The sequence below is a fragment of the Nonomuraea sp. GTA35 genome, assembly GCF_041950525.1.
Lineage (GTDB): Bacteria > Actinomycetota > Actinomycetes > Streptosporangiales > Streptosporangiaceae > Nonomuraea.
In genome coordinates this window covers 1,242,031-1,266,029 of the sequence record NZ_JBGNUV010000002.1, presented here as the reverse complement: position 1 = coordinate 1,266,029, position 23,999 = coordinate 1,242,031, and the positions used below count along the sequence as shown (strand labels likewise).

Annotated in this window: 25 protein-coding genes; 8 read left to right on the top strand and 17 right to left on the bottom strand. The window is 73.0% G+C overall.

Annotated features, from left to right (window positions below; all coding sequences use genetic code 11):
- Positions 1-20: 20 nt before the first annotated feature.
- From ACBJ32_RS12500 to ACBJ32_RS12490, 3 genes are all read left to right on the top strand, one after another.
- Positions 21-482, top strand: coding sequence for an RDD family protein (locus ACBJ32_RS12500; protein ID WP_375126816.1), 462 nt, complete (start codon positions 21-23; stop codon positions 480-482).
- 63 nt (positions 483-545) lie between these two features.
- Positions 546-1,160 carry a TetR/AcrR family transcriptional regulator gene (locus tag ACBJ32_RS12495; protein WP_375126815.1) on the top strand — a complete coding sequence of 205 codons (615 nt, stop codon included), beginning with the start codon at positions 546-548 and terminating at the stop codon, positions 1,158-1,160.
- Complete coding sequence (locus ACBJ32_RS12490) at positions 1,157-2,095, top strand: hypothetical protein (RefSeq protein ID WP_375126814.1); 939 nt, start codon at positions 1,157-1,159, stop codon at positions 2,093-2,095. Before ACBJ32_RS12495 ends, ACBJ32_RS12490 begins: the two co-directional genes overlap by 4 nt.
- Here the strand turns inward: ACBJ32_RS12490 and ACBJ32_RS12485 are convergent.
- From ACBJ32_RS12485 to ACBJ32_RS12420, 14 genes are all read right to left on the bottom strand, one after another.
- Complete coding sequence (locus tag ACBJ32_RS12485; RefSeq protein ID WP_375126813.1) at positions 2,076-2,840, bottom strand: class I SAM-dependent methyltransferase; 765 nt, start codon at positions 2,838-2,840, stop codon at positions 2,076-2,078. The genes ACBJ32_RS12490 and ACBJ32_RS12485 overlap by 20 nt on opposite strands.
- Positions 2,840-3,520 (bottom strand): DUF4191 domain-containing protein, encoded by a 681-nt coding sequence (locus tag ACBJ32_RS12480; protein ID WP_357865705.1) that lies wholly within the window; start codon positions 3,518-3,520, stop codon positions 2,840-2,842. The genes ACBJ32_RS12485 and ACBJ32_RS12480 overlap by 1 nt, the downstream gene beginning before the upstream one ends.
- 66 nt (positions 3,521-3,586) lie before the next feature.
- Positions 3,587-5,980, bottom strand: coding sequence for a beta-glucosidase (locus ACBJ32_RS12475; protein ID WP_375126812.1), 2,394 nt, complete (start codon positions 5,978-5,980; stop codon positions 3,587-3,589).
- Between the two features lie 97 nt (positions 5,981-6,077).
- A complete protein-coding gene (locus ACBJ32_RS12470; protein WP_375126811.1) occupies positions 6,078-6,860 on the bottom strand; it encodes an alpha/beta fold hydrolase in 783 nt (260 codons plus the stop codon).
- Positions 6,861-6,886: 26 nt separating this feature from the next.
- Positions 6,887-7,273 (bottom strand): VOC family protein, encoded by a 387-nt coding sequence (locus ACBJ32_RS12465; RefSeq protein ID WP_357865710.1) that lies wholly within the window; start codon positions 7,271-7,273, stop codon positions 6,887-6,889.
- An 89-nt stretch (positions 7,274-7,362) separates the two neighbouring features.
- Positions 7,363-8,319: a helix-turn-helix domain-containing protein gene (locus ACBJ32_RS12460; protein WP_375126810.1), complete on the bottom strand. Its 957-nt coding sequence runs from the start codon at positions 8,317-8,319 to the stop codon at positions 7,363-7,365.
- A gap of 121 nt (positions 8,320-8,440) precedes the next feature.
- Positions 8,441-9,370, bottom strand: coding sequence for a lipoyl synthase (lipA, locus tag ACBJ32_RS12455; RefSeq protein WP_357865713.1), 930 nt, complete (start codon positions 9,368-9,370; stop codon positions 8,441-8,443).
- 42 nt (positions 9,371-9,412) lie between these two features.
- Complete coding sequence (locus ACBJ32_RS12450; protein ID WP_375126809.1) at positions 9,413-10,402, bottom strand: M48 family metallopeptidase; 990 nt, start codon at positions 10,400-10,402, stop codon at positions 9,413-9,415.
- Positions 10,403-10,528: 126 nt separating this feature from the next.
- Positions 10,529-11,221, bottom strand: a complete 693-nt coding sequence (gene lipB, locus ACBJ32_RS12445; RefSeq protein WP_375126808.1) for a lipoyl(octanoyl) transferase LipB — start codon at positions 11,219-11,221, stop codon at positions 10,529-10,531.
- Positions 11,222-11,258: 37 nt separating this feature from the next.
- A complete protein-coding gene (locus tag ACBJ32_RS12440; protein ID WP_357865718.1) occupies positions 11,259-11,996 on the bottom strand; it encodes a peptidase E in 738 nt (245 codons plus the stop codon).
- Positions 11,997-12,036: 40 nt separating this feature from the next.
- Positions 12,037-12,930 (bottom strand): TIGR01777 family oxidoreductase, encoded by an 894-nt coding sequence (locus ACBJ32_RS12435; RefSeq protein ID WP_375126807.1) that lies wholly within the window; start codon positions 12,928-12,930, stop codon positions 12,037-12,039.
- Positions 12,931-13,172: 242 nt separating this feature from the next.
- Positions 13,173-14,636 (bottom strand): 2-oxoglutarate dehydrogenase, E2 component, dihydrolipoamide succinyltransferase, encoded by a 1,464-nt coding sequence (gene sucB / locus ACBJ32_RS12430; RefSeq protein WP_375126806.1) that lies wholly within the window; start codon positions 14,634-14,636, stop codon positions 13,173-13,175.
- 38 nt (positions 14,637-14,674) lie between these two features.
- On the bottom strand, positions 14,675-16,039 hold the full coding sequence (lpdA, locus tag ACBJ32_RS12425) for a dihydrolipoyl dehydrogenase (RefSeq protein ID WP_375126805.1): 1,365 nt from the start codon (positions 16,037-16,039) through the stop codon (positions 14,675-14,677).
- 51 nt (positions 16,040-16,090) lie between these two features.
- Positions 16,091-17,560, bottom strand: a complete 1,470-nt coding sequence (locus ACBJ32_RS12420; protein ID WP_375126804.1) for a leucyl aminopeptidase — start codon at positions 17,558-17,560, stop codon at positions 16,091-16,093.
- 105 nt (positions 17,561-17,665) lie between these two features.
- Between ACBJ32_RS12420 and ACBJ32_RS12415 the strand changes: the two genes are divergently transcribed.
- Genes ACBJ32_RS12415 through ACBJ32_RS12405 form a run of 3 tightly spaced genes read left to right on the top strand, consistent with a single transcriptional unit; the run spans position 17,666 to position 19,946 of the window.
- Positions 17,666-18,013, top strand: a complete 348-nt coding sequence (locus ACBJ32_RS12415) for a GntR family transcriptional regulator (protein WP_375126803.1) — start codon at positions 17,666-17,668, stop codon at positions 18,011-18,013.
- Positions 18,010-18,975 carry a hypothetical protein gene (locus tag ACBJ32_RS12410; RefSeq protein WP_375126802.1) on the top strand — a complete coding sequence of 322 codons (966 nt, stop codon included), beginning with the start codon at positions 18,010-18,012 and terminating at the stop codon, positions 18,973-18,975. The genes ACBJ32_RS12415 and ACBJ32_RS12410 overlap by 4 nt, the downstream gene beginning before the upstream one ends.
- Positions 18,972-19,946 carry a CPBP family intramembrane glutamic endopeptidase gene (locus tag ACBJ32_RS12405; RefSeq protein ID WP_375126801.1) on the top strand — a complete coding sequence of 325 codons (975 nt, stop codon included), beginning with the start codon at positions 18,972-18,974 and terminating at the stop codon, positions 19,944-19,946. The genes ACBJ32_RS12410 and ACBJ32_RS12405 overlap by 4 nt, the downstream gene beginning before the upstream one ends.
- A gap of 91 nt (positions 19,947-20,037) precedes the next feature.
- Here ACBJ32_RS12405 and ACBJ32_RS12400 read toward each other — a convergent pair whose 3' ends face one another.
- Entirely contained in the window at positions 20,038-21,009 is a 972-nt protein-coding gene (locus ACBJ32_RS12400) for an adenosylcobinamide-GDP ribazoletransferase (RefSeq protein ID WP_375126800.1), read from the bottom strand.
- A gap of 34 nt (positions 21,010-21,043) precedes the next feature.
- Here ACBJ32_RS12400 and ACBJ32_RS12395 point away from each other — a divergent pair, with 34 nt between their 5' ends.
- Entirely contained in the window at positions 21,044-21,844 is an 801-nt protein-coding gene (locus tag ACBJ32_RS12395) for an ATP-binding cassette domain-containing protein (RefSeq protein WP_357865735.1), read from the top strand.
- Positions 21,845-21,918: 74 nt separating this feature from the next.
- On the opposite strand, the gene ACBJ32_RS12390 is transcribed toward ACBJ32_RS12395, so the two are convergent.
- Both ACBJ32_RS12390 and ACBJ32_RS12385 read right to left on the bottom strand, forming a co-directional pair.
- Positions 21,919-22,926 carry a bifunctional adenosylcobinamide kinase/adenosylcobinamide-phosphate guanylyltransferase gene (locus tag ACBJ32_RS12390; protein ID WP_375126799.1) on the bottom strand — a complete coding sequence of 336 codons (1,008 nt, stop codon included), beginning with the start codon at positions 22,924-22,926 and terminating at the stop codon, positions 21,919-21,921.
- A 59-nt stretch (positions 22,927-22,985) separates the two neighbouring features.
- Positions 22,986-23,663 (bottom strand): SCO2322 family protein, encoded by a 678-nt coding sequence (locus ACBJ32_RS12385; protein WP_375126798.1) that lies wholly within the window; start codon positions 23,661-23,663, stop codon positions 22,986-22,988.
- 83 nt (positions 23,664-23,746) lie between these two features.
- On the opposite strand from ACBJ32_RS12385, the gene ACBJ32_RS12380 reads away from it, so the two are divergent.
- Positions 23,747-23,953 (top strand): hypothetical protein, encoded by a 207-nt coding sequence (locus tag ACBJ32_RS12380; RefSeq protein ID WP_357865739.1) that lies wholly within the window; start codon positions 23,747-23,749, stop codon positions 23,951-23,953.
- The last annotated feature ends 46 nt before the right edge of the window (positions 23,954-23,999 follow it).

Genomic DNA, 23,999 nt, shown 5'->3' with positions numbered 1-23,999 from the left:
GGGCGGCTACCGTGGAGGGTATGAGCAGCAACGAGCCTCGGTGGACGCAGACCTGGCTGGGCGGGGTCAGGGCCGCCGGCGTCGATCTCGGATACCCCGGGCAGCGCCTGGGCCTGCCCGAGGAGGGCAGCGGGTCGATCGCGGGCTGGGGGCGCCGGATCGGCGCGCTCGTCATCGACTGGATGATCTGCACCTGGGTGGTCGTGCAGCTGCTGCTCCGGATGAACCCCGCCGAGTCGCCGTGGGCGCCCGTGCTGGTCTTCGCGCTGCAGTACCTGGTGCTGGTCGGGTGGATGGGCCAGACGTTCGGGCACCGGCTGATGGGCGTCAGGGTCGCCGCGATGGACGGAGGCAACCCGCGGCTGCTGCCCGTCGTGGTGCGTACGGTGCTGCTCGCGCTGGTCGTGCCGGCGGTGATCTGGGACCGCGACCACCGCGGCGTCCACGACCGCGCGTCCAACACGATGGTCGTGCGCATGTAGCCGAGTTCGGTAAAAAACCGTACCGGGTTTAAATTCTTACCCGGTACGGTTTATGCTGTCCGCATGATGGCGGGGCTCAGGGAGCGCAAGAAGGAGGAGACCCGGCGGCGGATCTCCGAGGTGGCACTGCGGCTGTTCGACGAGCGCGGGTACGACGCGGTGACGGTCAACGAGGTCGCCGAGGCGGCCGGGGTCGCCAAGGTCACCCTGTTCAACTACTTCCCGAGCAAGGACTGCCTGGTCCTCGACGCGGTCAAGGACGACACGGCCGCGGTCGTGACGGCGCGCGCCGAGGGGCAGTCGCCGCTCGCCGCCCTGCGCGCGCACTACCGCGGCATGGCCGGGCTGGGCACCGGCGAGATGGACGTCGAGGGGCTGCTGACCAGGATCCGGGTGATCTCGTCCAGCCCGGCCCTGCTGGCCGGGGTCTACCAGACGAACATGGCGCAGCGCTACGAGCTGGCCACCGCGCTCGCCGAGGCGGGGGCCGGCCGGGCGGCGACGCTCATGGCCGGGCAGGTCACGGCCGCCGTCACCACGTTGCAGGAGGCGTTCTTCCACCGGCTCTCCACGGGAGTGCCACTGGAGGAGGCGGGGCGGCTCCTGGAGGAGGAGGTCGAGCTGGCGTTCGACCTCCTGGAACACGGCTTCTCATCCACCAAAGGGGATGAATCATGAAAAAAGGCATTAACTACGACACCGGCTTCCTGCCGGGTGACGGGATCTCGCGCAGGGCGTTCGACGCCGGCACCGTCGCCCGCGAGATGCGGGTCATCGCCGAGGAACTGCACTGCCAGGTCGTCCGCGTCTCCGGGCGCGACCCCGTGCGGCTGGGCGTGGCCGCCGAGCAGGCCGCCGCGGCGGGCCTGGAGGTCTGGTTCGCGCCGTTCCCGGTCGACGTCCCGGACGAGCGGATCCTGGAGCTGTACGCCGACTGCGCCGCGCGGGCCGAGTCCCTCCGCCGGGGCGGCGCCGAGGTCGTCTTCGTCACCGGCTGCGAGACCAGCGCCTTCTGCCCCGGCTACATCCCCGGCGACGCCTACCTGGACCGCCTGACGTGGATGGCGACGGCCGGCATCGAGGAGTGGGCCGCGCTCGGCGCCGGCATGGAGCGTTTCAACGCCTTCCTCGCCGAGGCCGCGCGGACCGTCAGGTCCCGCTTCGGCGGCCGGATCACCTACGCCGCCGCGCCGTGGGAGTTCATCGACTGGAGCCCGTTCGACCTGGTCGGCGCGGACGCGTACCGGGCGGCCTACAACAGGGACACCTTCGCCGACGAGCTGCGCGCCCATTTCAAGCACGGCAAGCCGGTCGCGGTCACCGAGTTCGGCACCTGCGCCTACCAGGGCGCGGGGGAGCTGGGCGGCATGGCCTGGTCGGTGCCCGAGGGCGCGGTGCGCGACGAGGGGGAGCAGGTCCGCTACTTCACCGAGCTGCTCGACCTGTTCGAGCGGGAGGGCGTGGAGACCGCGCTCTGGTTCACCTTCGCCGGTTACACGCGCCTCGGTGAGGACGATCTCGGCTCCTACGGCGTGGTCAGGATGCTGGACGAGACGCGCTGGGAGCCCAAGGAGCTCTTCCACGCCATGGCCGCTAGGTATTCGCGCAGCTGAAGATGGCCGTGCCGGGCAGGTGCCGGCCGCGCAGGGGGCTCCAGCCGCCCCACACCTGCTCGTGCCCCTCGGGCCACTCCGGCTCCAGCAGCCCGGTGATCGTCAGGCCGGAGGCCGCCAGCAGGTTCACCCAGTCGGCCATCGTGCGATGGTGCTCGACGTAGGTGAGCACGCCGTGCTCGTCGCGCTCCTCGTACGGGGTGCGGTCGAAGTACGACCGGTCGGACGTCAGCCCCCGGGGCCCCGGATCGTCGGGGAAGGCCCACCGCACCGGATGGCTCACCGAGAACACGAACCGCCCGCCCGGCCGCAGCACCCTGCGCACCTCGCGGAAGACGGCCGCGGGATCGGCCACGAACGGCAGCGCCCCGTACGCGGAGCAGGCCACGTCGAAGGAGCCGCCGGCGAACGGCAGCGCCTCCGCGTCGGCCTGCACCACCGGGACGCCGGCCCCCGTGTCGAGGTCGATGCGCTGGGAGTGGCGCAGCTGGCGGTGCGAGATGTCGAACGCCGCCACCCGCGCGCCCTGCCCTGCCAGCCACCGGGCGCACTGGGCGGCGCCGCAGCCGATCTCCAGCACCCGCCGCCCGCGCACCTCGCCGAGCAGGCGCGCCTCGGCCTCGTCGAGCCCCTCGGGGCCCCACACGAACCCGTCGTCACGCAGGAACGAGCCGTGCTCGACCTGGTAGTCGTCGGCGTTGCCGTCCCACCAGCCGCGGTTGGCCCGCGACGAAGGAGAAAGCACTAGCGCATCTTGGGGCCGCGCGGCATGCGGGCGCCCTTGGGCATCGGGCCCTTCGGCATCGGCATGTTGCGCGGCAGCGAGCGCAGCCGGTCCTTCACCTCGTTGACCGACGGCTTCTTCAGGTTGCGCGGCAGCTTCATCAGGTGCCGCTGCAGCTTGCCGAGCGGCACCTGCCCCTCGCCGTCACCACACTGGACGTCGTAGATCTCGACGCCCAGCACCACCCGCGAGATGCGCTGCTTCTCGGCCTTGAGCATCTTCGCCACCCGGTTGCCCGGCCCCTCGGACACCAGCACGACGCCCGGGTAGCCGACCACCAGGTGCACGATGTCCTGGTCGCGGTTGACCGCGATGGCCGGGGTGACCTGCCAGTTGCCGCGCATGCCCTGCAGCACCGCCGCGGCGGCGCCGGTCTGGCCGTGCAGGATCGAGTACTGCGCCCGCTGGGCGAGCTGGCCGAACACCACCAGGCCGACGGTGAGCGCGGCCAGGATGCCGATGAACACCGCGTACCACAGGTAGCCCGTGACCAGACCGATCACGACGACCACAGCCAGCGTGCCCACCGCCGAAAGGAAGACGATCGGCATCCCCTTGGGATTGGCCTGCTTGATGATCTGCGCGATCATGCGGAGCTGCTTGATGCGCCCCGGCTTCTCTGAGTCCTCGGACTTTGCCATGCTCAGAAGGATACAAACCAACTGGTGCAGTATGGAAAACGCGCCCCGGCCGTTCTCCGGCTGTGACTAGATCTTCACCGTAGCCGACAGCCGGAGGTCGGCCGAGCTGCGGCCCGCCTCCACCGCCTGCTCGCCCTCGACCGTGCGCCAGCCGTCCTCCCACACCTGGAAGGCCCGCTCCGGCAGGAACAGGGTCGTGACCACCGTCTGCCCCGGCTCCGCCTCCACCACGTCGAAGGCGGCCAGCCTCCTGCGCGGCCCGGCGTAGACCTGCACGACCTCCCGCCCCGGGCGCGTTCCGGTGTTCGTGACGGCCACGGTGACGCTGGTGCCCTCGGCCGCGATGGAGTCGTACGACCAGGTCGTGTAGCCCAGGCCGTGCCCGAACCAGAACGCGGGCGCCCGCTCGGCGCGCCGCCACGCCGGGTAGCCGGAGAACACGCCCTCGTCGTAGAACACCTTCCCGTCCACCGGCGTCACCGCCCGCACCGGCGCGTCCGCCAGCCGCTCCGGCCACGTCGTCGGCAGCCGCCCGCCCGGCTCGGAGTCCCCGAACAGCACGTCGGCCAGCGCCGCCCCCGCCTCCTGACCAGGGAACCAGGTCAGCAGCACCGCCGCCACCTCCGCCAGCCACGGCATCTCCACCGGCGAGCCCGCGTTGACCACGACCACCGTACGCGGGTTCGCCCCGGCCACCGCGCTGATCAGCTCGTCCTGGCGGCCCGGCAGCCGCAGGTCCGCCCGGTCGAAGCCCTCGCTCTCCACCTCCGGTGTCGTCCCGGCCACCACCACCGCCACGTCGCACTCGCGCGCCACGCGCACGGCCTCGGCCATGAGCTCGTCGTCGCCGGGCGTCGGCTCCGCGTGGCCGAGCGTGAACGACACGATCGCCATGCCGCCGAACGTGCCCGGCGGGTGGGCCAGGGCCAGCTCGTACGTCTCGCCCGCCGCCATCGGCACGCCGATCCGCCTCTCGGGCGGCGACAGGAAGGCCACCGCCGGGTCGCCGGCGTCCAGGCCGATGCTCTCGTCGAGGACGGCCTCGCCGTTCACGGTGAGCGTGAACGCGCCCACCCCGGCCACCGACAGCTCGTGCTCGCCGCTCTCCCGCGCCGTGTACGCCGCCAGCAGCCGGACCATCCCGAGCCTGGTGGCGTCCACGCCGGGCGGCAGCTGGCCGAGCCAGCGCGCCTCGCCGGTGGCCAGCGGCTGCTCGCTCAGCACCGCGCCCGACTCGTCCAGGAACTGCGCCGTGACGGGGCCGGGGAGCGGGGCCAGACGGATGCGGGGGTCGGTGCCGAGGGCGTACCGGACCTCGGCGCGCTCGGACAGGCCCTGCAGCGGCGAGACGATCCGGTCCGGGAACACCTGGGCGCTGCCGCCGCCCATCACGCGCGCCTCGCGGGCCGCCGCGCCGATGAGGGCCAGCGTCGGGGTGCCCCGCAGGGGCAGGACGCCGTCGTTGGTGAGCAGGGTGAAGGCGCGGGCGGCGATCTCCCGGGCGAGCGCCACGCCGTCGATGGCCGCAGGGCCGGCGGCGCCGTCAGAGCTGCCGGCGCCGGCGCTGCTCGCGGGGCTGGCGGGGCTCGCGGGGCTGTCCGTGCCGGCGGGGTGGAGGGCGCCGACGCGTCCGGCCAGGCGCAGGATGCGGCGGACGCGGTCGTCCACGGCCGACTCCGGCACCCGCCCCTCCCGGACGGCCGCCTCCAGCCGCGCGCCCCACGGCCCGTGCGGCCCCGGCATGGCCACGTCGGTGCCGCCGAGCGCGGCGGCCTCGGTCGAGCGCACCGCCGTCCAGTCCGACACCACGAACCCGTCGAACCCCCACTCGTCCTTGAGCACCCCGAGCACCAGCTCGGCGTGCTCGGTCATGGTGGACCCGTTCACCGAGTTGTAGGCCGTCATCAGCCCCCACGTCCCGGCCCGCACCACGCGCTCGAACGGCCGCAGGTACAGCTCGCGCAGCGCCTGCTCCCCGACCACCACGTCCACGGTGAACCGGTCGGTCTCGAAGTCGTTGGCGACGAAGTGCTTGGGCGTGGTCGCGACCCCGCCCTCCTGCACGCCCTCGACGTACGCCGCGCCGATCTCACCCGTCAGGTACGCGTCCTCGGAGAAGCACTCGAAGTGCCGCCCGGCGAGCGGGGAGCGGTGCAGGTTGAGCGTGGGCGCGAGCAGCACGTGCACGCCCTTGCGCCGCGCCTCCTGGGCCAGCAGCCCGCCGGCGCGCCTGACCAGCTCCACGTCCCAGGTCGCGGCCAGCGCCGTCGGGCTCGGCAGGGCGATCGAGGGGTCGGCGGCGCTCCACTGCTCGCCGCGTACGCCGATGGGCCCGTCGCTCATCACGAGCCGGTCGAGCCCGATCTCGGGCAGCGGGGGCAGCGACCACATGTCGGCCCCCGTCAGCAGGCGGATCTTGGTGGGCAGGTCGAGGCGGGAGATCAGTTCATCCAGGTCCACGAGCAACAGTGTTCACCAGAAAACCGAGCACCCGATAGGTTTGTGACCTTTGCGTCATGCAAAGCCCGTCGGGCCGCCGGCCCGGGACCGGCGGCCGTCAGGCCGTCACGAAGAACTCCAGCAGCTCGGGCACCAGCGCCTCCGGCGCCACGTTGTGCGCCTGGTCCTCCAGCACCCGCCGCACCGCGCCGGGCACCGCCGCCGCCACCGCCAGGCCCGCGTTCGCCATCCACGCGGCGCTGTCGGCCCCGTTGAGCACCAGCGCCGGCTGCGCGATGCGGGCCAGCCGCTCGGCGGGCAGCGCGTTACCCGGGCCCAGCACGGCCGCCTCGTAGGCCAGCGTGTGCGCCACGGCCTCCATCTCCGCCCAGGCGGGGTGCGCCCGCATCCCGGCGACGGCCTCCCGCGGCAGCTCGGCCGCCTCGACCATGAACCGCTCCACCGCTTCACCCCGCCGGCCCGTCGCGACCAGGCCGGCGAGCTGCTCGGCGAAGTCGAGGGGGAGGGCGGGCGCGCTGTCGTCCACGTGGTACGGCGGCTCCCACACGGCCAGCTTCGTGATCGACGGGTTCACGACCGCCGCCTCCAGCGCCAGCGCCGCGCCCGACGAGCCGCCGAACACCATGGCCGATCCGCCCGCCGCCTCGACGACGGCGGCCAGATCCTCGACCTCCCGCTCCGCCGCGTACGGCTGGGTGTCACCGCTGCCACCGCGCCCGCGGCGGTCGTAGTTGTAGACCGTGAACCACCGCGCCAGGCCGCCGGCGACGGCGGTCATCAGCGGGTGCCGCCGATCCGAGAACGCGCCCTGGACCAGGACGACCGCGGGGCCCTCGCCCTGCCGGTCGTAGGCGATGAGGGTCCCGTCGGCCGAGTTCACCGCATCGGGCGTGACCGCTTCCGGCTTCACTCGGCCGGCGGCACCAGGCACAGCACCTCCCAGTGGTGTCCGTCGAGGTCGGCGAAGCCGCGCTGGTAGCGGGGGCCGCCCTGCTGCGGGACACCCGCCGGGGTGGCGCCGGCGGCCAGCGCCTTGTCCACCAGTTCGTCGACCTTGGCCGGGTTCTCCACGCCGAGGCACAGGATCGCCTCGGTGCTCTTGGCGGAGTCGGCGATCTCCTTGGTGATGAACGAGCCGAACACCGGCTCCTCCAGCAGCATCACCTGCGTCTGCTCGCTGATGATGACCGACGCCATGCCCTGGGCCATGCCGAACAGGTCGAAGCCGAGCTCGGTGAAGAACTTCGATGACCGGTCCAGATCCTTGACCGGCATGTTGACGAAGAGCTGCATCTCCAGATCCCTTCTCGTTCGCGTGTGCCCTCAGTCTGCTCGGGCAGGCACCCGCCGGTCTTGGATCTGGACGCCAGGCGGCTTGATGATCAGCGCACGGTGTGGGCCCGGCGGTACTCGGCGGGCGGCATCCCGTACGCCTGCCGGAACAACCTGGAGAAATGCGCCGCGTCAGGCAGCCCCCACCGGGCGCCGACCGCGCTGACGGGCCGGCTGACGCCCGAGATCAGGTCCGTGCGGCAGCGTTCGAGGCGGCGCTGCCGGATCCAGGCGGCCACCGTCGTGTTCTCCGACTCGAACAGCCGGTGCAGGTACCGCACGGAGATGTGGTGCGCCGCCGCGACGGTCGCCGGATCGAGGTCGATCTCGCCCAGCCGCTGCTCGATGAACGCGTGCACCTCCATCAGCAACGTACGCTGCCGGGCGTCGGCGGGCAGCGAGCGTGCCTGGTCCAGGCGCTCGGCCACGGCGGCGCTGAGCAGGTCCGTCACCACGGTCGACAGCCGCGCGGCGCTGCCCGGCCGGTAGGTCTCGTGGTCCAGGGCCACCCGCCGCAGCAGCGGCACGGCCAGGGCGGCGGCCCCCGACTCCGCCCCGATGGGCAGCGCGGCCAGCTCCGCCACCGCGCCGGCGGGCACGGCGAGCTGCTCGCGCGGGAGGCTGAACACCGCCAGCCGCACCGCCGAGTCGTAGGCCAGCTCGTACGGCCGGGAGAAGTCGTAGATCGCGAACTCGCCCCGGCTGAGCTGCGTGTCACGGCCGTCCTGGGACAGGCGCGGGCTGCCCGCCAGCGCGAGCACCACGCGGTACAGCTCGGGGTTGTCACGGCGGATCATGCCCGAGGTGCGGTGGACGCTGTGCGGCGTGGAGGTCTGGATCCGGCCGACGCCCACGGCGCCGAGCTTGCCGAACTCGATCTCGCCACGTAACGGCGCGTCGGGATCGATGCGCAGGTCGAGCGGGCCCAGGGTGTCGCAGACGACGCCGCGCCACGCATCGTGACGGCGCGCTGGGGGCAGGTCACTGGTGCGGATCAGCACGGCCATGCGCGTCGCCCTCCGTCGGCTGCGACGCCATGCTAGCCCTTTTGTGATCGCCCGAACGGAACGCCGCATTACCGGACATGAAGGAGCCCCGGGATGGGCTCCCGGGGCTCGAATGCCGTGATCAGGCGGTCTGGCGGGCCTCGATGGCCTGCTGGTAGAGCCGGCCCGCCCGGTACGACGAGCGCACCAGCGGCCCGGACAGGACCCCGGCGAACCCGATCGCCTCGGCCTCGGCCTGCAGCTCCACGAACTCCTCCGGCTTGACCCACCGCTCCACCGGGTGGTGGCGCGGCGTCGGCCGCAGGTACTGCGTGATCGTGAGCAGGTCGGTGCCCGCCGCGTGCAGGTCGCGCATGGCCTCGACGATCTCCTCGCGCGTCTCGCCCATGCCCAGGATCAGGTTGGACTTGGTGACCAGCCCGGCCTCGCGAGCCATCGTGATCACGCCGAGCGAGCGCTCGTAGCGGAAGGCCGGACGGATGCGCTTGAAGATCCGCGGCACCGTCTCGACGTTGTGCGCGAACACCTCGGGCTTGCTGGAGAAGACCTCCTGCAGCTGCTCGCGGTTGCCGTTGAAGTCGGGCACCAGCAGCTCGACACCGCAGCCGGGCAGCAGCGCGTGGATCTGGCGCGCGGTCTCCGCGTACAGCCAGGCGCCGCCGTCGGGCAGGTCGTCGCGGGCCACGCCGGTCACGGTCGCGTACTTCAGGCCCATCTGCTGGACGGACTCGGCCACCCTGCGCGGCTCGTCGCGGTCGTATTCCTTCGGCTTGCCCGTGTCGATCTGGCAGAAGTCGCAGCGGCGGGTGCACTGGTCGCCGCCGATGAGGAAGGTCGCCTCGCGATCCTCCCAGCACTCGTAGATATTCGGACAGCCCGCCTCTTCACAGACCGTGTGCAGGCCCTCCCGGCGCACGAGCGATTTCAGCTCGGTGTATTCGGGGCCCGTCCTCAGCTTGGTCTTGATCCACGGGGGCTTGCGCTCGATAGGGGTTTCGGCGTTACGCACCTCCAGGCGGAGGAGCTTTCGGCCTTCAGGAGCAACGGTCACCTTCCCAGCTTACGTCCGCCGCGGCAGCGGCCCGGTCCAGGGTCAGGAGATGAGCCCGAAGCCCCGGATCGCGCGGGCGTAGTGGGTGGCCAGCTCCTCGTCGATCCGGTCGGACTGGCGGGTGCCGAGCAGCTCGGAGTGCGGCGCCGAGGGCCACACGCCGTCGGCGGTGAGCTGGAACTTGGTCAGCACCGTGCGCCGGATCGCCGAGATGCTCTCGCCGCGCAGCGCCGCCGCCTGCATCGGCGCCAGGTAGCCGCCGCGCGTCTCCAGCGCCTCCAGCTCGGCCAGCTCCGCCTCGCCGGCCACGCGCAGCGCCAGGGCCCGCTGCCTGGCCTGGACGCGGCTCTCGCCGGCGCGGGACAGGCGGGCCAGGGCGTACCGCACGAGCAGCACCGGGCCGCCGAGCACCCGTCCGACGAGGCGGCCGAGGAAGCCTGTCACGTCGTAGGCGGGGTGCATCGCCTCCAGCGCCATCGGGGTCGAAGCCGCGATCTTGTCCTCCGCCTCCGACCTGGCCTTCAAGGGCCCTGAGCCGCCGCCCACCAGGGCGTCGCGCCAGGCGTCCAGCGTGGCCAGTGCCTCGCTCACCACCCGCTCGTCCCCGGCGGGCAGCCGCGCGTACGCCCCGGCCAGCAGGGCCACCCGCTGCTTGGGCGGCAGCGCCAGCCACAGGGGCAGGCCGATCATCAGGACGGGGGTGCGCGCCAGCCCGACGCGGTCGTAACCGGTGCGCGTGGCCAGATCGCGCACCGCCACCTTTCTGGGCCGCTCGACCCCCACCCGGTCGGCCACCCGGTCCGCCACCCCGTACAGCTCCGTGGCCGAGGCGCGGTCGAGCACCTCGGCGTCGGCGGGCAGGCGGCCCAGGCGTGGCCGCAGCGCCCAGCCCACCGCCAGGCTCACTCCACCGAAGATCCACGACAGGATCGATTCCGGCTGACGCAGGATGATCCACCCGCCCAGCACGACGAAGGCCACCGTCAGCAGGTGCACCACGAGCGCGAGCACGAGAGCGCAAAGACGCGTCACACAGGCGATGGTAAGCCGGGAACGCGCGCTTACCGGATGCCGATTCGGTCAACGGCTCCGGCCGGGCGGCTTCCTCAGGGCTTCGTCAGCCGGCGGCGTTCGTCAGCGGGTTCGTCAGCGGGTTCGTCAGCGGCGGAGGAGGTCCTCCTCGTGCAGGTCGAACGGCTCCTTGCCGAGCGCCTCCGCCAGCCGCTTCTCCGCGATCGGCATGACCTCCTCGACCACGATGCGGCGGCCCGTCTCCGCCGACAGGGAGGTGACCCCCACGTCGGGGATGCCGCACGGCGTGATGCGGTTGAACCAGCGGGGGTCGTTGGCGCAGTTGAGCGCGAAGCCGTGCATGGTCACGCCGCGCGCCATCCGCAGGCCGACCGCGCCGAGCTGGCGGTCGGGCAGGCCGAGGGCCGTGTCACCGAGCGCCCAGACCCCCGCCCTGCCGGCCACCCGCCTGGCCGTGACCCCGAAGTCGGCGCACACCTGGATCATCGCGTCCTCCAGGCGGCAGGCGAACGCCACCACGTCGGGGACCGCCACGATCGGATAGGCCACGAGCTGCCCAGGACCGTGCCAGGTCAGGCGCCCGCCGCGATCGACGTCGACGACCGGGGTGCCGTCGGAGGGACGCTCGTGCGGAGCGGTGCGCTTGCCCGCCGTGTAGACGGGCGCGTGCTCAAGGATCAGGACGGTGTCGGTGAGCTCTCCGGCGACCCGCTTGCCGTGCACCCAGCGCTGCAACGACCAGGCCTGCTCGTAGGGGACGTCGACACCGAGTCGGACGATGGCGAGTGCGTGGGGATCGTCCCCGGGGATGGGGCGCATGAGCCTATTGTGCCGTTCCCTCACCCTTGAAGGGTAATCAGGGGGTCAGCAAGCGTGGCTCGATCCTGAACTCCTTTACCTTCTCCGCACCGTCGGTCTCCACCTTGTAGGCGTAGGAGCCCGGCTCCGTGCTCACGGCCTGGATGAACTCCGTGCCCACGTAGTGCAGGCCGACGTTCTCGTCGGCGGCGTACCCGCCGGGCAGCTCGCCCTGCGCCACCGACCGGTGCAGCAGCGGGCGGCGCTGCGGCTCGGAGTTGTAGTGCACCCCGCACGAGTACGGCAGCAGCGCCATGCCCTCGGCCCACGCCCGCAGCTCGGGCCCGAAGGAGTCGGTGTTGCCGCCGACGTGCCAGCACAGCGCGCCCGCGCTCTGCCCCGACAGCACCACCCCGGCCCGCCACGCCTCCTCGAACGCCTCGTCGAGCCCGTGCAACCGCCACAACGCCATCAGGTTCGCCACGCTGCCACCGCTGACATAGATCATGTCCTGCTCCAGGATCCACGCCCGCGGATCAGGCACGTTCGGCATCGGGAACACCGTCAGGTGGCTCACCTCGACATCCCAGCCCGCGAAGGCGCCGTACATCTTCAGCACCCAGTCGGCCGAGTCGCCCATCGCCGTGGCCACCAGGCCCAGCTTCGGGCGGTCCTGGCCGGTCAGGTCAAGGCCGTAACGCAGCAGGGCACTGGCCTCGATCTGGCCGTGGCGCCTGCTGGGGCGGAACGACCCGCCCCCGATGGCGAGGATGTGCGACTGTCCTGACCGGGTCATGTCAGATTTCTCCCAGGTGCTAAAAGGATGGGACGGCAACCTACAGTACGGCGCGCAGCGCCTCGTCGAGACGCGTATGCGCGAAGCGGTAGCCGCCGGCCGTCAGCTTGGCCGGCTCCAGCCTATGGCTGACCAGCAGTCCCTCGCGGGCGAACTCGCCCAGCCCCGCGGCCAGCGCGAACGCCGGCACCGGGATCGGCATCGTGCCCCGGCGCAGGGCCTTGCCGAGGGTCCTGGTGAATTCGGCGTTCGTGACGGGGGACGGCGCCGTGAAGTTCACCGGGCCCTCGACGTCCTTGGTCCTGAGCACGTGCAGCGCCGCTCCCACCCAGTCGTCCAGGCTGATCCACGACCAGTACTGCCTGCCCGTGCCGAGCGGCGCGCCCAGCCCCATCCTGAAGATCGGCAGGATCCGGCCGAGCGCCCCGCCGTGCCCGCTGAGCACCAGCGACGTGCGGGCCAGCACCGTCCTGATCCCCGACTCGCCGGCCCGCCGCGCCTCGGCCTCCCACCGCTCGCACAGGTCCGACAGGAACCCGCGGCCCTTGCCCTGCTCCTCGTCGATCACCCGGTCGCCGGTGTCGCCGTAGAAGTCCATGCCGGAGGCCGACAGGAGCACCTCGGGCGGCTCTGACAGCTCGCGCAGCGCGTCCACCAGCACCCTCGTGCCCTGGGTGCGGCTGGTGACCAGCTCGCGCTTGTACGCGGGCGTCCACCGCCTGCCGCCGATCGGCGCCCCCGCCAGATGCACGACGGCCTCGGCCCCTTCGAGGGCGGCCAGGTCCACGACGTGCTCGGCCGGGTCCCAGAACGCCTCGTCGTCCCTCTGCGGCGGTCTGCGCACCAGGCGGACCACCTCACGCCCCTCGGCCCGCAGCGCCTCGACCAGCGCCGTTCCGAGCAACCCCGACGCGCCCGTCACGATGATCGCCATGACCCCACAGTACGCCGGGCCCGCTTCCGGACACCTCTCACCGTGCTGTGCCCCCTTCCGCGCGTCGCCGCCCGCTCCCTGCCCGCCGCACGCCGGCGGGTGTCCTCGGGGAGGGCGAGAGGGCGAGTGCCCTTCCGGGGCGCAGGGGGCGAGGGCGCAGGTGCGAGCGTCGCCGGTGGCAGCGAAAGGCCGGGCGGTCCCGTGGGAGCCGCCCGGCCGATCAGAGACCCGGAGGTGCCGCGTTACGCGAGCCCGAGCTGAGCCTCGAAGCGCCCCTCCTCCAGGCGACGCTTGATCGTCGTCAGGAAGCGGGCCGCGTCGGCGCCGTCCACCAGGCGGTGGTCGTAGGTCAGCGCCAGGTAGACCATCGACCGCACCGCGATGACCTCGCCCTCAGGCGTGTCGATCACCACGGGCCGCTTCACGACGGCGCCCGTGCCGAGCATGCCGACCTGCGGCTGGTTGAGGATCGGCGTGTCGAACAGCGCGCCGCGGCTGCCCGTGTTGGTCAGCGTGAACGTGCCGCCGGTGATCTCGTCGGGCGTCACCTGGTTGTTGCGAGTGCGCTCGGCGAGGTCGGTGATCTTGCGGGCGAGACCGGCGAGGTTGAGGTCACCGGCGTTCTTGACGACGGCCGCGAGCAGACCGCGCTCGGTGTCGACCGCCATGCCGAGGTTCTCCACGTCGAAGTACGTGACCTCGTTGGTCTCGTTGTTGATCGTGGCGTTCAGCTTGGGGTGCTGCTTGAGCGCCTCGACCGTGGCCATCGCGAAGAACGGGGTGAACGTCAGCTTCACACCCTCGCGGCGGAAGAAGTCGTCCTTCGCCTTCGCCCGGAGCCGCGCGATCTTCGTCACGTCGACCTCGACGACCGACGTGAGCTGCGCCGCCGTCTGCAGCGACTCGACCATGCGCTTGGCGATGGTCTGCCGCAGGCGCGTCATCTTCTCCGTACGGCCACGCAGCGTGGTGTCGACCTCCACCGGCTCGGGCGCCGCGGCCGCCGGGGCGGTCTGGGCGGCGGGAGCCGGAGCGGCGGCGGGGGCGGCCGCGGGAGCCGGGGCGGCCGGCTGGGCGGCGGCGGCCTTGTCGCGCTGCGCCTTGGCGGCCTCCAGGACGTCCTGCTTGCGGATCCGGCCGCCGACGCCGGTGCCGCTGATGGCGTCGAGGTCGACGCCGTGCTCGTTGGCGAGCTTGCGCACCAGCGGCGTCACGTACGGGCTGTCACCCGAGGGCGCGGCCGGAGCAGGGGCGGCGGGCTGGGCCGGGGGAGCGGCCTGCGGCGCGGGCGCCGGAGCGGGGGCCGGGGCGGGCGCCGGAGCCGGAGCGGGCTGGGCCGGAGCCGGCTGCGGGATCGAGGAGGCCTGCGGGGCGGGCGCGGGCTCGGGGTGCGGGGCCGGAGCGGGCTCGGGCTCCGGAGCCGGCGCGGGGGCCGCCTCCGGCGCCGGGGCGGCGGCGCCCGGCTGGCCGTTCTCGTCGATGACGGCCAGCTCGGCGCCGACCTCGACCGTCTCGTCCTCAGCCACGACGATCTTGGTGAGCACGCCGGCGGACGGCGACGGGATCTCGGTGTCGACCTTGTCGGTCGAGACTTCGAGGAGCGGCTCGTCGGCCTCGACGCGCTCGCCCTCCTTCTTCAGCCAACGGGTTACCGTGCCCTCGGTAACGCTCTCGCCGAGCTGGGGCATCTGTACGGAGACCGGCATCGTTATTCTTCTCTCGCGTTCTGATCTCGAGGGCTGGATTAGTTGTGTACGTGCAGCGGCTTGCCGGCCAGGGCCAGCATCGCCTCACCCATGGCCTCGGACTGGGTCGGGTGTGCGTGGATGAGCTGGGCGACCTCTGCGGGCAGGGCCTCCCAGTTGTAGATGAGCTGGCCTTCCGTGACGAGCTCGCCGATGCGCCGGCCCACCATGTGGACGCCGACGACGCGGCCGCCCTTCTCGGCGATGACCTTCACGGCGCCCGAGGTGCCGAGGATCTGGCTCTTGGGGTTGCCCGCCAGGTCGTAGACCTGCTCGACGGTCTCGATGCCGCGCTCGGCCGCCTGCGCCGAGGTCAGGCCCACCGAGGCCACCTCGGGGTCGGAGTAGGTGATGCGCGGCACGCCCGCGTAGTCGATGGGCGGCGGGTTGAGGCCGGCGATGTGCTCGGCCACCATGATGCCCTCGGCGAACCCCGCGTGCGCGAGCTGCAGGGTCGGGATCAGGTCGCCGATGGCGTAGACGCCGGGCACGGAGGTGCGGCAGTGCTCGTCGACCACGACCGTGCCGCGCTCGATGGCGATGCCCTGCTCCTCGAAGCCCATGCCCGCCGACACCGCGCCGCGGCCGACCGCGACGAGCAGCAGCTCGGCGTCGAGGGTCTTGCCGTTGGCCAGGGTGACGACCACGCCCGTCTCGGTGGTCTTGGCGCTGTCGAAGAAGACGCCCAGCTCGTACTTGATGCCGCGGCGGCGGAAGGCCCGCTCCAGCAGCTTGGAGCTGGACTCCTCCTCGGTCGGCAGCAGGTGCGGCAGCGCCTCGACGATCGTCACCTCGGCGCCGAACGAGCGGTAGACGCTGGCCAGCTCGACGCCGATGACGCCGCCGCCCAGCACGATCACCGACGTGGGCACCCGGTCCATCTTCAGCGTGTGCTCGCTGGTGATGACGCGCTCGCCGTCGATCTCGAGGCCCGGCAGCGTCCTGGGGGCGGAGCCCGTCGCCAGGACGAGGTTGCGGCCCTCGTAGACCTCGGAGCCGACCTGGACGCGGTTGGCGCCGACGAGGCGGCCCTCGCCCTCGACGATCGTCACGCCCGCGCCCTTCAGCAGGCCCTGCACGCCCTTCCAGGCCCGAGTGACGATCTTGTCCTTGAAGGCGTGGACGCCCTGGACGTCGATGCCCTCGAAACGCGCCTTGACGCCGTACGACTCGCTCTCACGGGTCTCGTCGGCGACCTCGGCGGAGTGCAGCAGGGCCTTCGTGGGGATGCATCCCCGGTGGAGGCAGGTGCCGCCGATCTTGTCCTTTTCGATCAGGGCGACCGACTTGCCCAGCTCAGCCGCCCTCAGGGCACAGGCGTAACCGCCGCTGCCGCCCCCTAGGACGACGATGTCATAGGCCACGGGAAGGCTCCTTGTCGGGGTGTTCGTGATGCCGTCATCTTTTCATTTGTTTCAGATGCTCGCGTGCCGCTCTGCGAGTCCGATGAGGGTGCGGGTGATGGCGCCCGTGCCGCCCTTCGGGGTGTAACCGTACGGCTCGCCCTTGTTGAAGGCGGGACCGGCCATGTCGATGTGCGCCCAGCGCACCCCGTCGGGCACGAACTCCCGCAGGAAGATGCCGGCCGTGAGCATGCCGCCCCACCGCTCGGGGTGGAGGTTGGCGAGGTCGGCGATCGGTGAGTCGAGGCCCTTGCGCAGTTCCTCGGGCAGCGGCATGCCCCACGCGCCCTCGCCGGCGGCGCCGGCGGCCTCGACCACCAGCTCCCTGATGGCGTCGTCGTTGGACATCACGCCCGCGGTGCGCCAGCCGAGCGAGACGATCTGGGCGCCGGTGAGGGTGGCCACGTCGACGATCAGGTCGGGGGAGTCCTCGGCGGCGCGCGCGATGCCGTCCATGAGCACCAGGCGGCCCTCGGCGTCGGTGTCGAGCACCTCGACGGTCTTGCCGCTGTAGCTGTGGATGACGTCGGAGGGGCGCTGCGCGGTGCCGCTCGGCAGGTTCTCCGCCAGGCAGAGGTAGCCGACGGCGTTGACCGGCAGGCCGAGCCGCGCGATGCCGATCACCGCGCCGAGCACGGCCGCCGCGCCGCCCATGTCGGACTTCATCCAGTCCATGGCCGCCGACGGCTTGAGCGACAGGCCGCCCGAGTCGAACGTGATGCCCTTGCCCACGAAGGCGAGGGTCTTGCCGGCCTCGGGGTGGCGGTAGGCGAGGCGGACCAGGCGCGGCGGGTTGGCCGAGCCCTGGCCGACGCCGATGAGGCCGCCGTAGCCGCCGTCCTTGAGCTGCTGGTCGTCCAGCACCTCGACGCTCAGCCCGGCCTTGCCGCCGAGCTCCTCGGCGAGCTCGGCGAATCTGGCCGGCCACAGGTCGGACGGCGGGGTGTTGACCAGGTCGCGGACGAGGGAGACGGACTCGGCCAGCACGCTCGCGCGCTCGGCCACGCCACCGGGCTGCTCCGAGAGCACCGTGAGCTCGGCCACGGGGGCCTTCTGCTCGCCGTTGGTGCGGTAGCGGGTGAAGGCGTAGGCGCCGAGCAGCGCGCCCAGGGCGACCGCCTCGGCCTCTTCCGCGGTGCCGGCGGGCAGCGCGAGCGCGGCGCGGGAGGTGCCCGCCAGGGAGCGGGCGGCGGCGCCGGCGGCGCGGCGCAGATCCTCGGGGCCGGGGGCGTCGCCCAGGCCGACGGCGACCAGCAGCGGGGCGGTGACGGAGCCGAACGTCGGCAGTTTGGCCAGTTCACCCGCCTTGCCGGAGAAGGCCACCGCGTCGAGCGACGCGGCGAGCCTGCCGCCGAAGGCGGCCTCCAAGGACTCGGCGCCCACCGCGGGGACGGGTCCGTCCTGGCCCGGCCGGAAACCGACGATCAACGCGTCGGTGTCGACGGAGACTGGATCTGCTGAGTTCAGCCGCACAGTGGTCACGTAAACCGATGCTATCCACGGTTTCTGCGTACTCACAAACAGGGGTTCATCCTACCAATCGTCGGTCAGCGTCTTCTGAACAATGGTGCTAGTGTCATTAGCACCATGTTGCTGACGCTTGATCTCAACGACGCGCGCCCCCTCCACGAGCAGGTGGCGGGCGCCATCCGCCGCGCCATCGGCGAGGGCTCCTACCGGCCGGGCGACCGCCTGCCGCCGGCCCGCGACCTGGCCGCCGCGCTGGGCATCAACCCCAACACCGTGCTGCGCGCGCTGCGCGACCTGCGCGACGAGGGGCTGCTGGAGTTCAGGAGAGGCCGCGGCGTCAGCGTCGCCGGCCGCACGGACGGGCGCGCCCTGCTCGTGCAGCGCGCCCGCGAACTGCTCGACGAGGCCAAGAAGTACGGCTACAGCCGTGAAGACCTCATCACCATCGTGGAGGAACTGACGTGAGAGCCCGTGTCGCCGCCGTCGCGTGGTGGCTCGCCGTGGCCGCCGCCCTGCTCCTGGCGCCCCTGGCGCTGCGTGACCGGCTGCCCGACCCCCTGGCCACCCACTGGGGGTCGTCGGGCAGCGTGCCCGACGGATCGAGCTCGTTCACGGGGCATCTGATCATGACCCAGGTCCTCTGGGCCGGGCTGTGGCTGCTGTTCTTCCTGCTCGGCCGGGCCCGGGACCGGCGCGCGGCCCGGGTGACCTCCAGCGCGTGCCTGGTGGCGATGGGCGTGCTCCTGCTCGGTGTGGACGCCTCGACGCTGGCCGTCAACCTCGACGCCGCCACCTGGCGCGAGGCCCTGCTGCCCGGCTGGCACATCCCGGCGGTGATCGCGGCCATGGTCGCGGCAGGGGCGCTGGCCGCGTACCTGAGCAGGGGCGCCCCCGACGAGGAGCCCGCGGGGAGCGGGACGCGGCCCGTGCTCGGGCTCAGGCCCGGCCAGCGGGCCGTCTGGGTCAGCCGCGTCGTCAACCCCTGGCTCGCCGCCGCCACCGTCCTCACGCTGGCCTGCGCCGCCGTCATGGGCGTGCTGTCCCTCTCCGGCGCGGCGCCCGGCGGCTTCGTGGCCGGGCTGCTGCCCGCCCTCGTCATCATCCTCGTCGTCGGGCTCGCGACCGTGGCCGTCTCCGTCAGGGTCGGCGACGACCTGATCACGATCGGCTTCGGCCCGCTGGGCTGGCCGGCGCGCCGGATCCCCCTGTCCAAGGTCGAGTCCGCCTGGTCGGAGCGGCGGCAGCCGGGCGAGGTCGGCGGCTGGGGCTTCCGCGGGCTGCCGGGACGCGCCACCATCATGCTGCGCGGCGGCGAATGCCTGGTCCTCCGCTACCGTTCCGGCGGTCAGCTCACGATCAGCATCGACGACGCCGAGCGCGGCGCATCCCTCATCAACGCCCTCATCGCGGAGCGTGTCCAGCCATGAAAAGACCTCTGCTCATCTTCACCGTCCTGGCCTTCGGCCTGTCCTGGGCCGCGGCGCTGCCCCTGTGGCTCGGCGGCGGGCTGGGCTCGCCGCTGATGCCGGTGCTGGGCACGCTGATGATGTTCACCCCCAGCGTGGGCGTGCTCGGCGTGTGGGCCGTCTCGCGCATGCCGTTCCGCGAGTTCGCCAGGCAGAGCGGCCTCACGCTCGGGGAGCGCAGGGGCCGCACCGCCGTGCTGGTGCTGACGGCGTGGCTGGGCGTGCCGCTGCTGGCGTTCCTGGCCATGGGGATCAGCGCCGCCGTGGGGCTGGTCTCGCTGGACCTCGACCAGCTCAGCCTGCTCAGGGCGTCCTGGCAGGCGCGCGGCGCCGAGGCGCCAGCCGACCTGACGACCATCGCCATCGTGCAGATCGTGATCGCCGTCGCCGCCGGGCCCGTGCTGAACGCGATCCCGGCGCTGGGCGAGGAGTGGGGCTGGCGCGGCTGGCTGGTGCCCAGGCTCGTGTCCACCAACGGCATGCTCGCCGGGCTGCTGCTCTCCGGCTTCGTCTGGGGCCTGTGGCATGCCCCGCTCACGCTGCTCGGCTACAACTACCCGCGTTTGGGCTCGTGGGCGGCGCTGGTGTTCATCGGGTTCTGCGTGCCGGCCGGGGTGGTGATGGGGTGGCTGCGGCTGCGTACGGGGAGTGTGTGGCCCGCGGTCGTGGCACACGCCTCGCTGAACGCCATCGCCTCGGTCGCGCTGCTGCTCGGCGACGCCGCGCAGCCGCCGAACGAGCTGCTGGCCGGCATCACCGGCGTGGTGGGCTGGGCGCTGCTCGCGCTGCTCGGCGCGGCTCTGCTCCGCTTCTATCCGGTACGCCCGCCGCATCCGGCCGCCGCCGGACCGGCCGGACCCGCCGATCCCGCGGCGCGGGCCGGGAGCGCCGAGCCTGCCGGACGCGACGAGCCCGCCGAGCCGGTCACCTGAGCCGCCTGGCCCGGGCTGGCGCTGGCTGGCGCTGGCTGGTCCGGGGTGGTCCGGGCTGGTCCCGGGCCGGGCCCGAGTCTCGCCCGGCTGTTCAGCCGAGGATCGCGTACACCACCAGGGTCGCGGCCGTGGCCGTCTCCACGAGGGCGCCGAGCACGTCCCCGGTGATCCCGCCGAGGCGGCGCCTGGCGTGCGCGAGCAGCAGCAGAGCGGCGCCGAGGCCGGCGAGCAGCGCCACCGGCGCCACCACGACCCCGGAGAACCCCTCCCTGGCCCCGCTCCCGCCGGACACCGCCACCATGCGGGCGGGCTGCGGTTCGTCCGGCCGCATGAAGGTGATGGCACCGTTGGACCGCAGGTCGGGCGGAAGCGCGTCGAGGCACGCGGGCGAGGCGGCGGCGTCGGGAGCGCAGGGCTCGCCGAAGGCGTAGGTCTTCGTGAACTCCGCGACCCGGTCGGGTCCGGTCCAGGCCCAGATGCCGGAGCCGGGTGCGCTGAGCAGGCCGATCACGGCGGCGGCCAGCAGTGCGGCGACGGTGGCGAGCCAGACGGCCGGGCCCCGTACGGTGCCGGCGACCATCGCGCCCAGCCCGTCGGGGCGGGCGGCCGGCACGCCGGAACGGCAGGCCCAGGTCAGCGCCAGCCGGCCCGCCACGCACGCCGTCACCAGCGCCCACATCCCGGCGTCGGCGAGCGCCGCGACCTGCACGAGCAGCGTCAGCACCAGCGTCATCACGCCGAACGGCCCGATATCCGACTTTTTCATGATGTCGAGCGCCTGCTCGGACGGTTTGCCGCTGCCCAGCCCGTCGGCCAGATCGGCCAGCCCGTCGAGATGCAGGCCACGGGTGAGCAGCGCCAGCAGCCCGAGCGCCAGCGCGGCGCCGAGCAGCGGCGGTCCCGGCAGCAGCGCCGCCGGCCCGGCGAGCAGCCCGAGCAGCAGCCCGACCGCCGGGGCCAGGGCCATCGCCCGCCCCGCCACCTGCCGGTCCACCCGCTCGACCCGTACCGGTAAGACGCTCAACGTGCCCAGGGCGAACCTCAGCCCGTCCATCAGCCGCATAACGCAGGATCCTAGGGCCCACTAGTGTGGCGGGATGCACGTGGTTGAACTGGAAGGCGTAGGTGTCCGGGTCGTCGGCAAATCGCTACTGGACGGCGTCGATTGGCAGGTGGACTACGGCGATCACTGGGTGATCCTCGGCCCCAACGGCGCGGGGAAGACGACGCTGCTGTCGCTGGCGGCGGCCGTGCGGCACCCCAGCGAGGGCACGGTCAGGGTGCTCGGGCACCGGCTCGGCCGGATCGACGTGCGCGAGCTGCGCCGCCACCTCGGCCTCGTCGCGTCCAGCCAGCGGCTGATCGACGAGGAGCTGATGGAGGAGGAGGGGGCCACCGCGCACACCGTGGTCCTCACCGGGCACACGGGGACGAGCGTTCCGCTGTGGGACAAGTACGGCGACTCCGAGCGCGAGCGCGCCCACCGGCTGCTGGCCGACCTCGGCTGCAAGGACCTGGCCGACCGGAAGTTCCGCGTCTGCTCGCAGGGGGAGCGGGCCAGGATCAGGGTGGCCAGGGCGCTCATGGCCGACCCCGCGGTGCTGCTGCTCGACGAGCCGTTCGCGGGGCTCGACCTGCCCGCGCGCGAGGACCTCATCTCCGCCGTGGAGGACCTGGCCACCACCAGGCCCGTGCTGACCACCGTCACCGTGACGCACCACCTGGAGGAGGTGCCCGCGACGACGACGCACGCCATGCTCATGCGCGACGCCAGGGTGCTGGCCGCCGGGCCGGTGGCCGACGTGCTCACCCCCGCCAACCTCAGCGACTGCTTCGGCCGTCCCCTCCACGTGGACCGCGTGGACGGCCGCTGGTACGCCCGCGCGTCCCGCCCCTGACCTTCCCGCCGGCGGTCCCGAGCGATGCCGGCGGCGGACCGGAGCGCGATGCGGCGGCCGATGACGGCGGCGGTTCAGAGCTCGATGAGGCGGCCGGCGACCACCAGTGCCACGTACTCCGACTCGGCCGCCAGGCGCTCGTTGAGCCGTCCCAGGGTGTCCCTGAACGCCCGCCCGCTCGACGTCGCCGGCACCACGCCCATCCCCACCTCGTCCGACACCGCCACGATCGGCCCGGGCGCCTGGCGCCACGCCGCCACGAGCTCGTCACAGCGGCCGGCGACCGGCGCGCGGTCGCCCTCCCAGGCGCCGTGCTCGTCGAACACCGCCGCCACCCAGGTTCCCAGCCCGTCGATCAGCAGCGGCCCGGTGGCCGTGCGGATCGCGGTGACCAGGTCGGTGGTCTCGGCGGTGCTCCAGTGCGCGGGCCGCCGCTCCCGGTGCGCCCGCACCCGTGCCGCCCACTCGCCGTCGCCCGCGCCGCCGGGCCCGGTGGCCACGTACGTCACGTGCGGCTCGGCCGCCAGCCGCAGCTCCGCCTCGGCCGACTTCCCCGACCTCGACCCGCCCAGCAGCAGCGCCCGCCTGACCGTACGGCGCGCGGCCCCGGCTCCCCGCCCCGGCACGACGTCCAGCTCGGTGCCGTCGGGGACGGCCAGCGCACCCCACAACCGCAGCCGCCTGGCCAGTTCCTCCTCCGACCGGACCCGGTGGTCGAGCCCGACGGCCACCACCGTGGTCCCCTCGTCCACCTGACCGGCCCGCCGCAGCTCCCCGAGGCGTTCCGGGCGGTCGAGGAGGTCGATGAGCACGACGTCGTACCGGCCGGGCTCGCCGGAGGGCACGGCGTGTCCCCGGGGCAGGCAGAGCAGCCGGGAGCCGTCGGGCCCGGCCAGCCCCAGGCCGCCGGCGCGGGCCTGGTATCCGGCGGGCGGATCGGCGGAGGGGAACGGGACCGCGCCGTCCACGACGAGCCCGAAGGGGCGGCGGTGGCCGGGCGGCAGGGCCGAGCAGGACGCACAGCGGCATCCGGGCTCCGGCCAGCCCGCGCTCCCCGCCGTACCGGTGAGAAGGACGTTCACCGGCCGAGCGTACAAAGCCACCCCCGCCCCGGCCCCACCCAGGGCCCGCTGGACCCGAGCTACGGGGGTGAAGCGGGCGCCTGGCGGCCGGATCCGGCGTTCATGCGGCGGCGGGTGGCGACGGCGGTGCCGGCCGCCAGCAGGGCCAGCGCGCCCGCGCCACCCACGATCAGCAGGGTCGGCGGCCCGCCGGCCCCGGCGGGGGGCGGGGCGGCGGTGAGCGCGGTGCCGCCCTGCGGCGGGGCCGCCGGGTAGCCGTCCACGGACGTCACGCCGCCCGCGCCGTCCACGCGGACCGGGGAGGCAGCGGCGAGAAGCTGGGCCGTGGTGGCGTCCTCGGCGCCCGCCACGCACGCCGGCGCCGCCTGCGCGGGCGGCCGCTCACCCGGGTGGGCGTCGGCTTCCGCGTCGCCGAAGTCCACCGCCAGCACCACCCGCTTGTGGCCCGAACCGGCCGTGTCCCTGCCGCACACCGCCTCGAACGAGGGCAGGTCCCCGCCGGGCGGCTCCCCGGTGGTCCCGTCCGGCGCCACCGAGAAGCGCCAGCCGACCACCGAGCCGTCCGGCGGCGAGTCTCCCGGCGCGGCGGCCAGCCACGCGGTCCCGTCGCTCAGCCAGACGCTCCACGCCCGCGTCGCGCCCTCGGGAGAGGGTGAGGCGAGGGCGGAGGAGGGGAGGGACAGTAAGGCGGCCACCCCGAAGGCGACCCCTGCCACAACACGATACGCGCGCAGCATCGATTGACCTCCAAGCTCGGGAGTAGGGTTCCAGTGCCTGCGGAGGGTGCGCCGGCGAACCTGCGGAAAAAGGAGCGTATGGCATGACATGGCGATGGCGTTATGAAAATGCAAATGGTGGTGAGGTAACCGATCGCCCTTTGCCGCGAGAGGTTTTTCCGAGCCAGGCGGACGCGGAGTCCTGGCTCGGCGAGAACTGGCGTGAGCTGCTGGATTCGGGAGTTGAGCAGGTCGCGTTGCTCGATGAGGACCGCGTCGAGTACACGGGTTTGTCATTGCGTCCGGAGTGATTCCGGGATAACCGAAAAACCCCTTGAGCGCGGTTGCGGCTCAAGG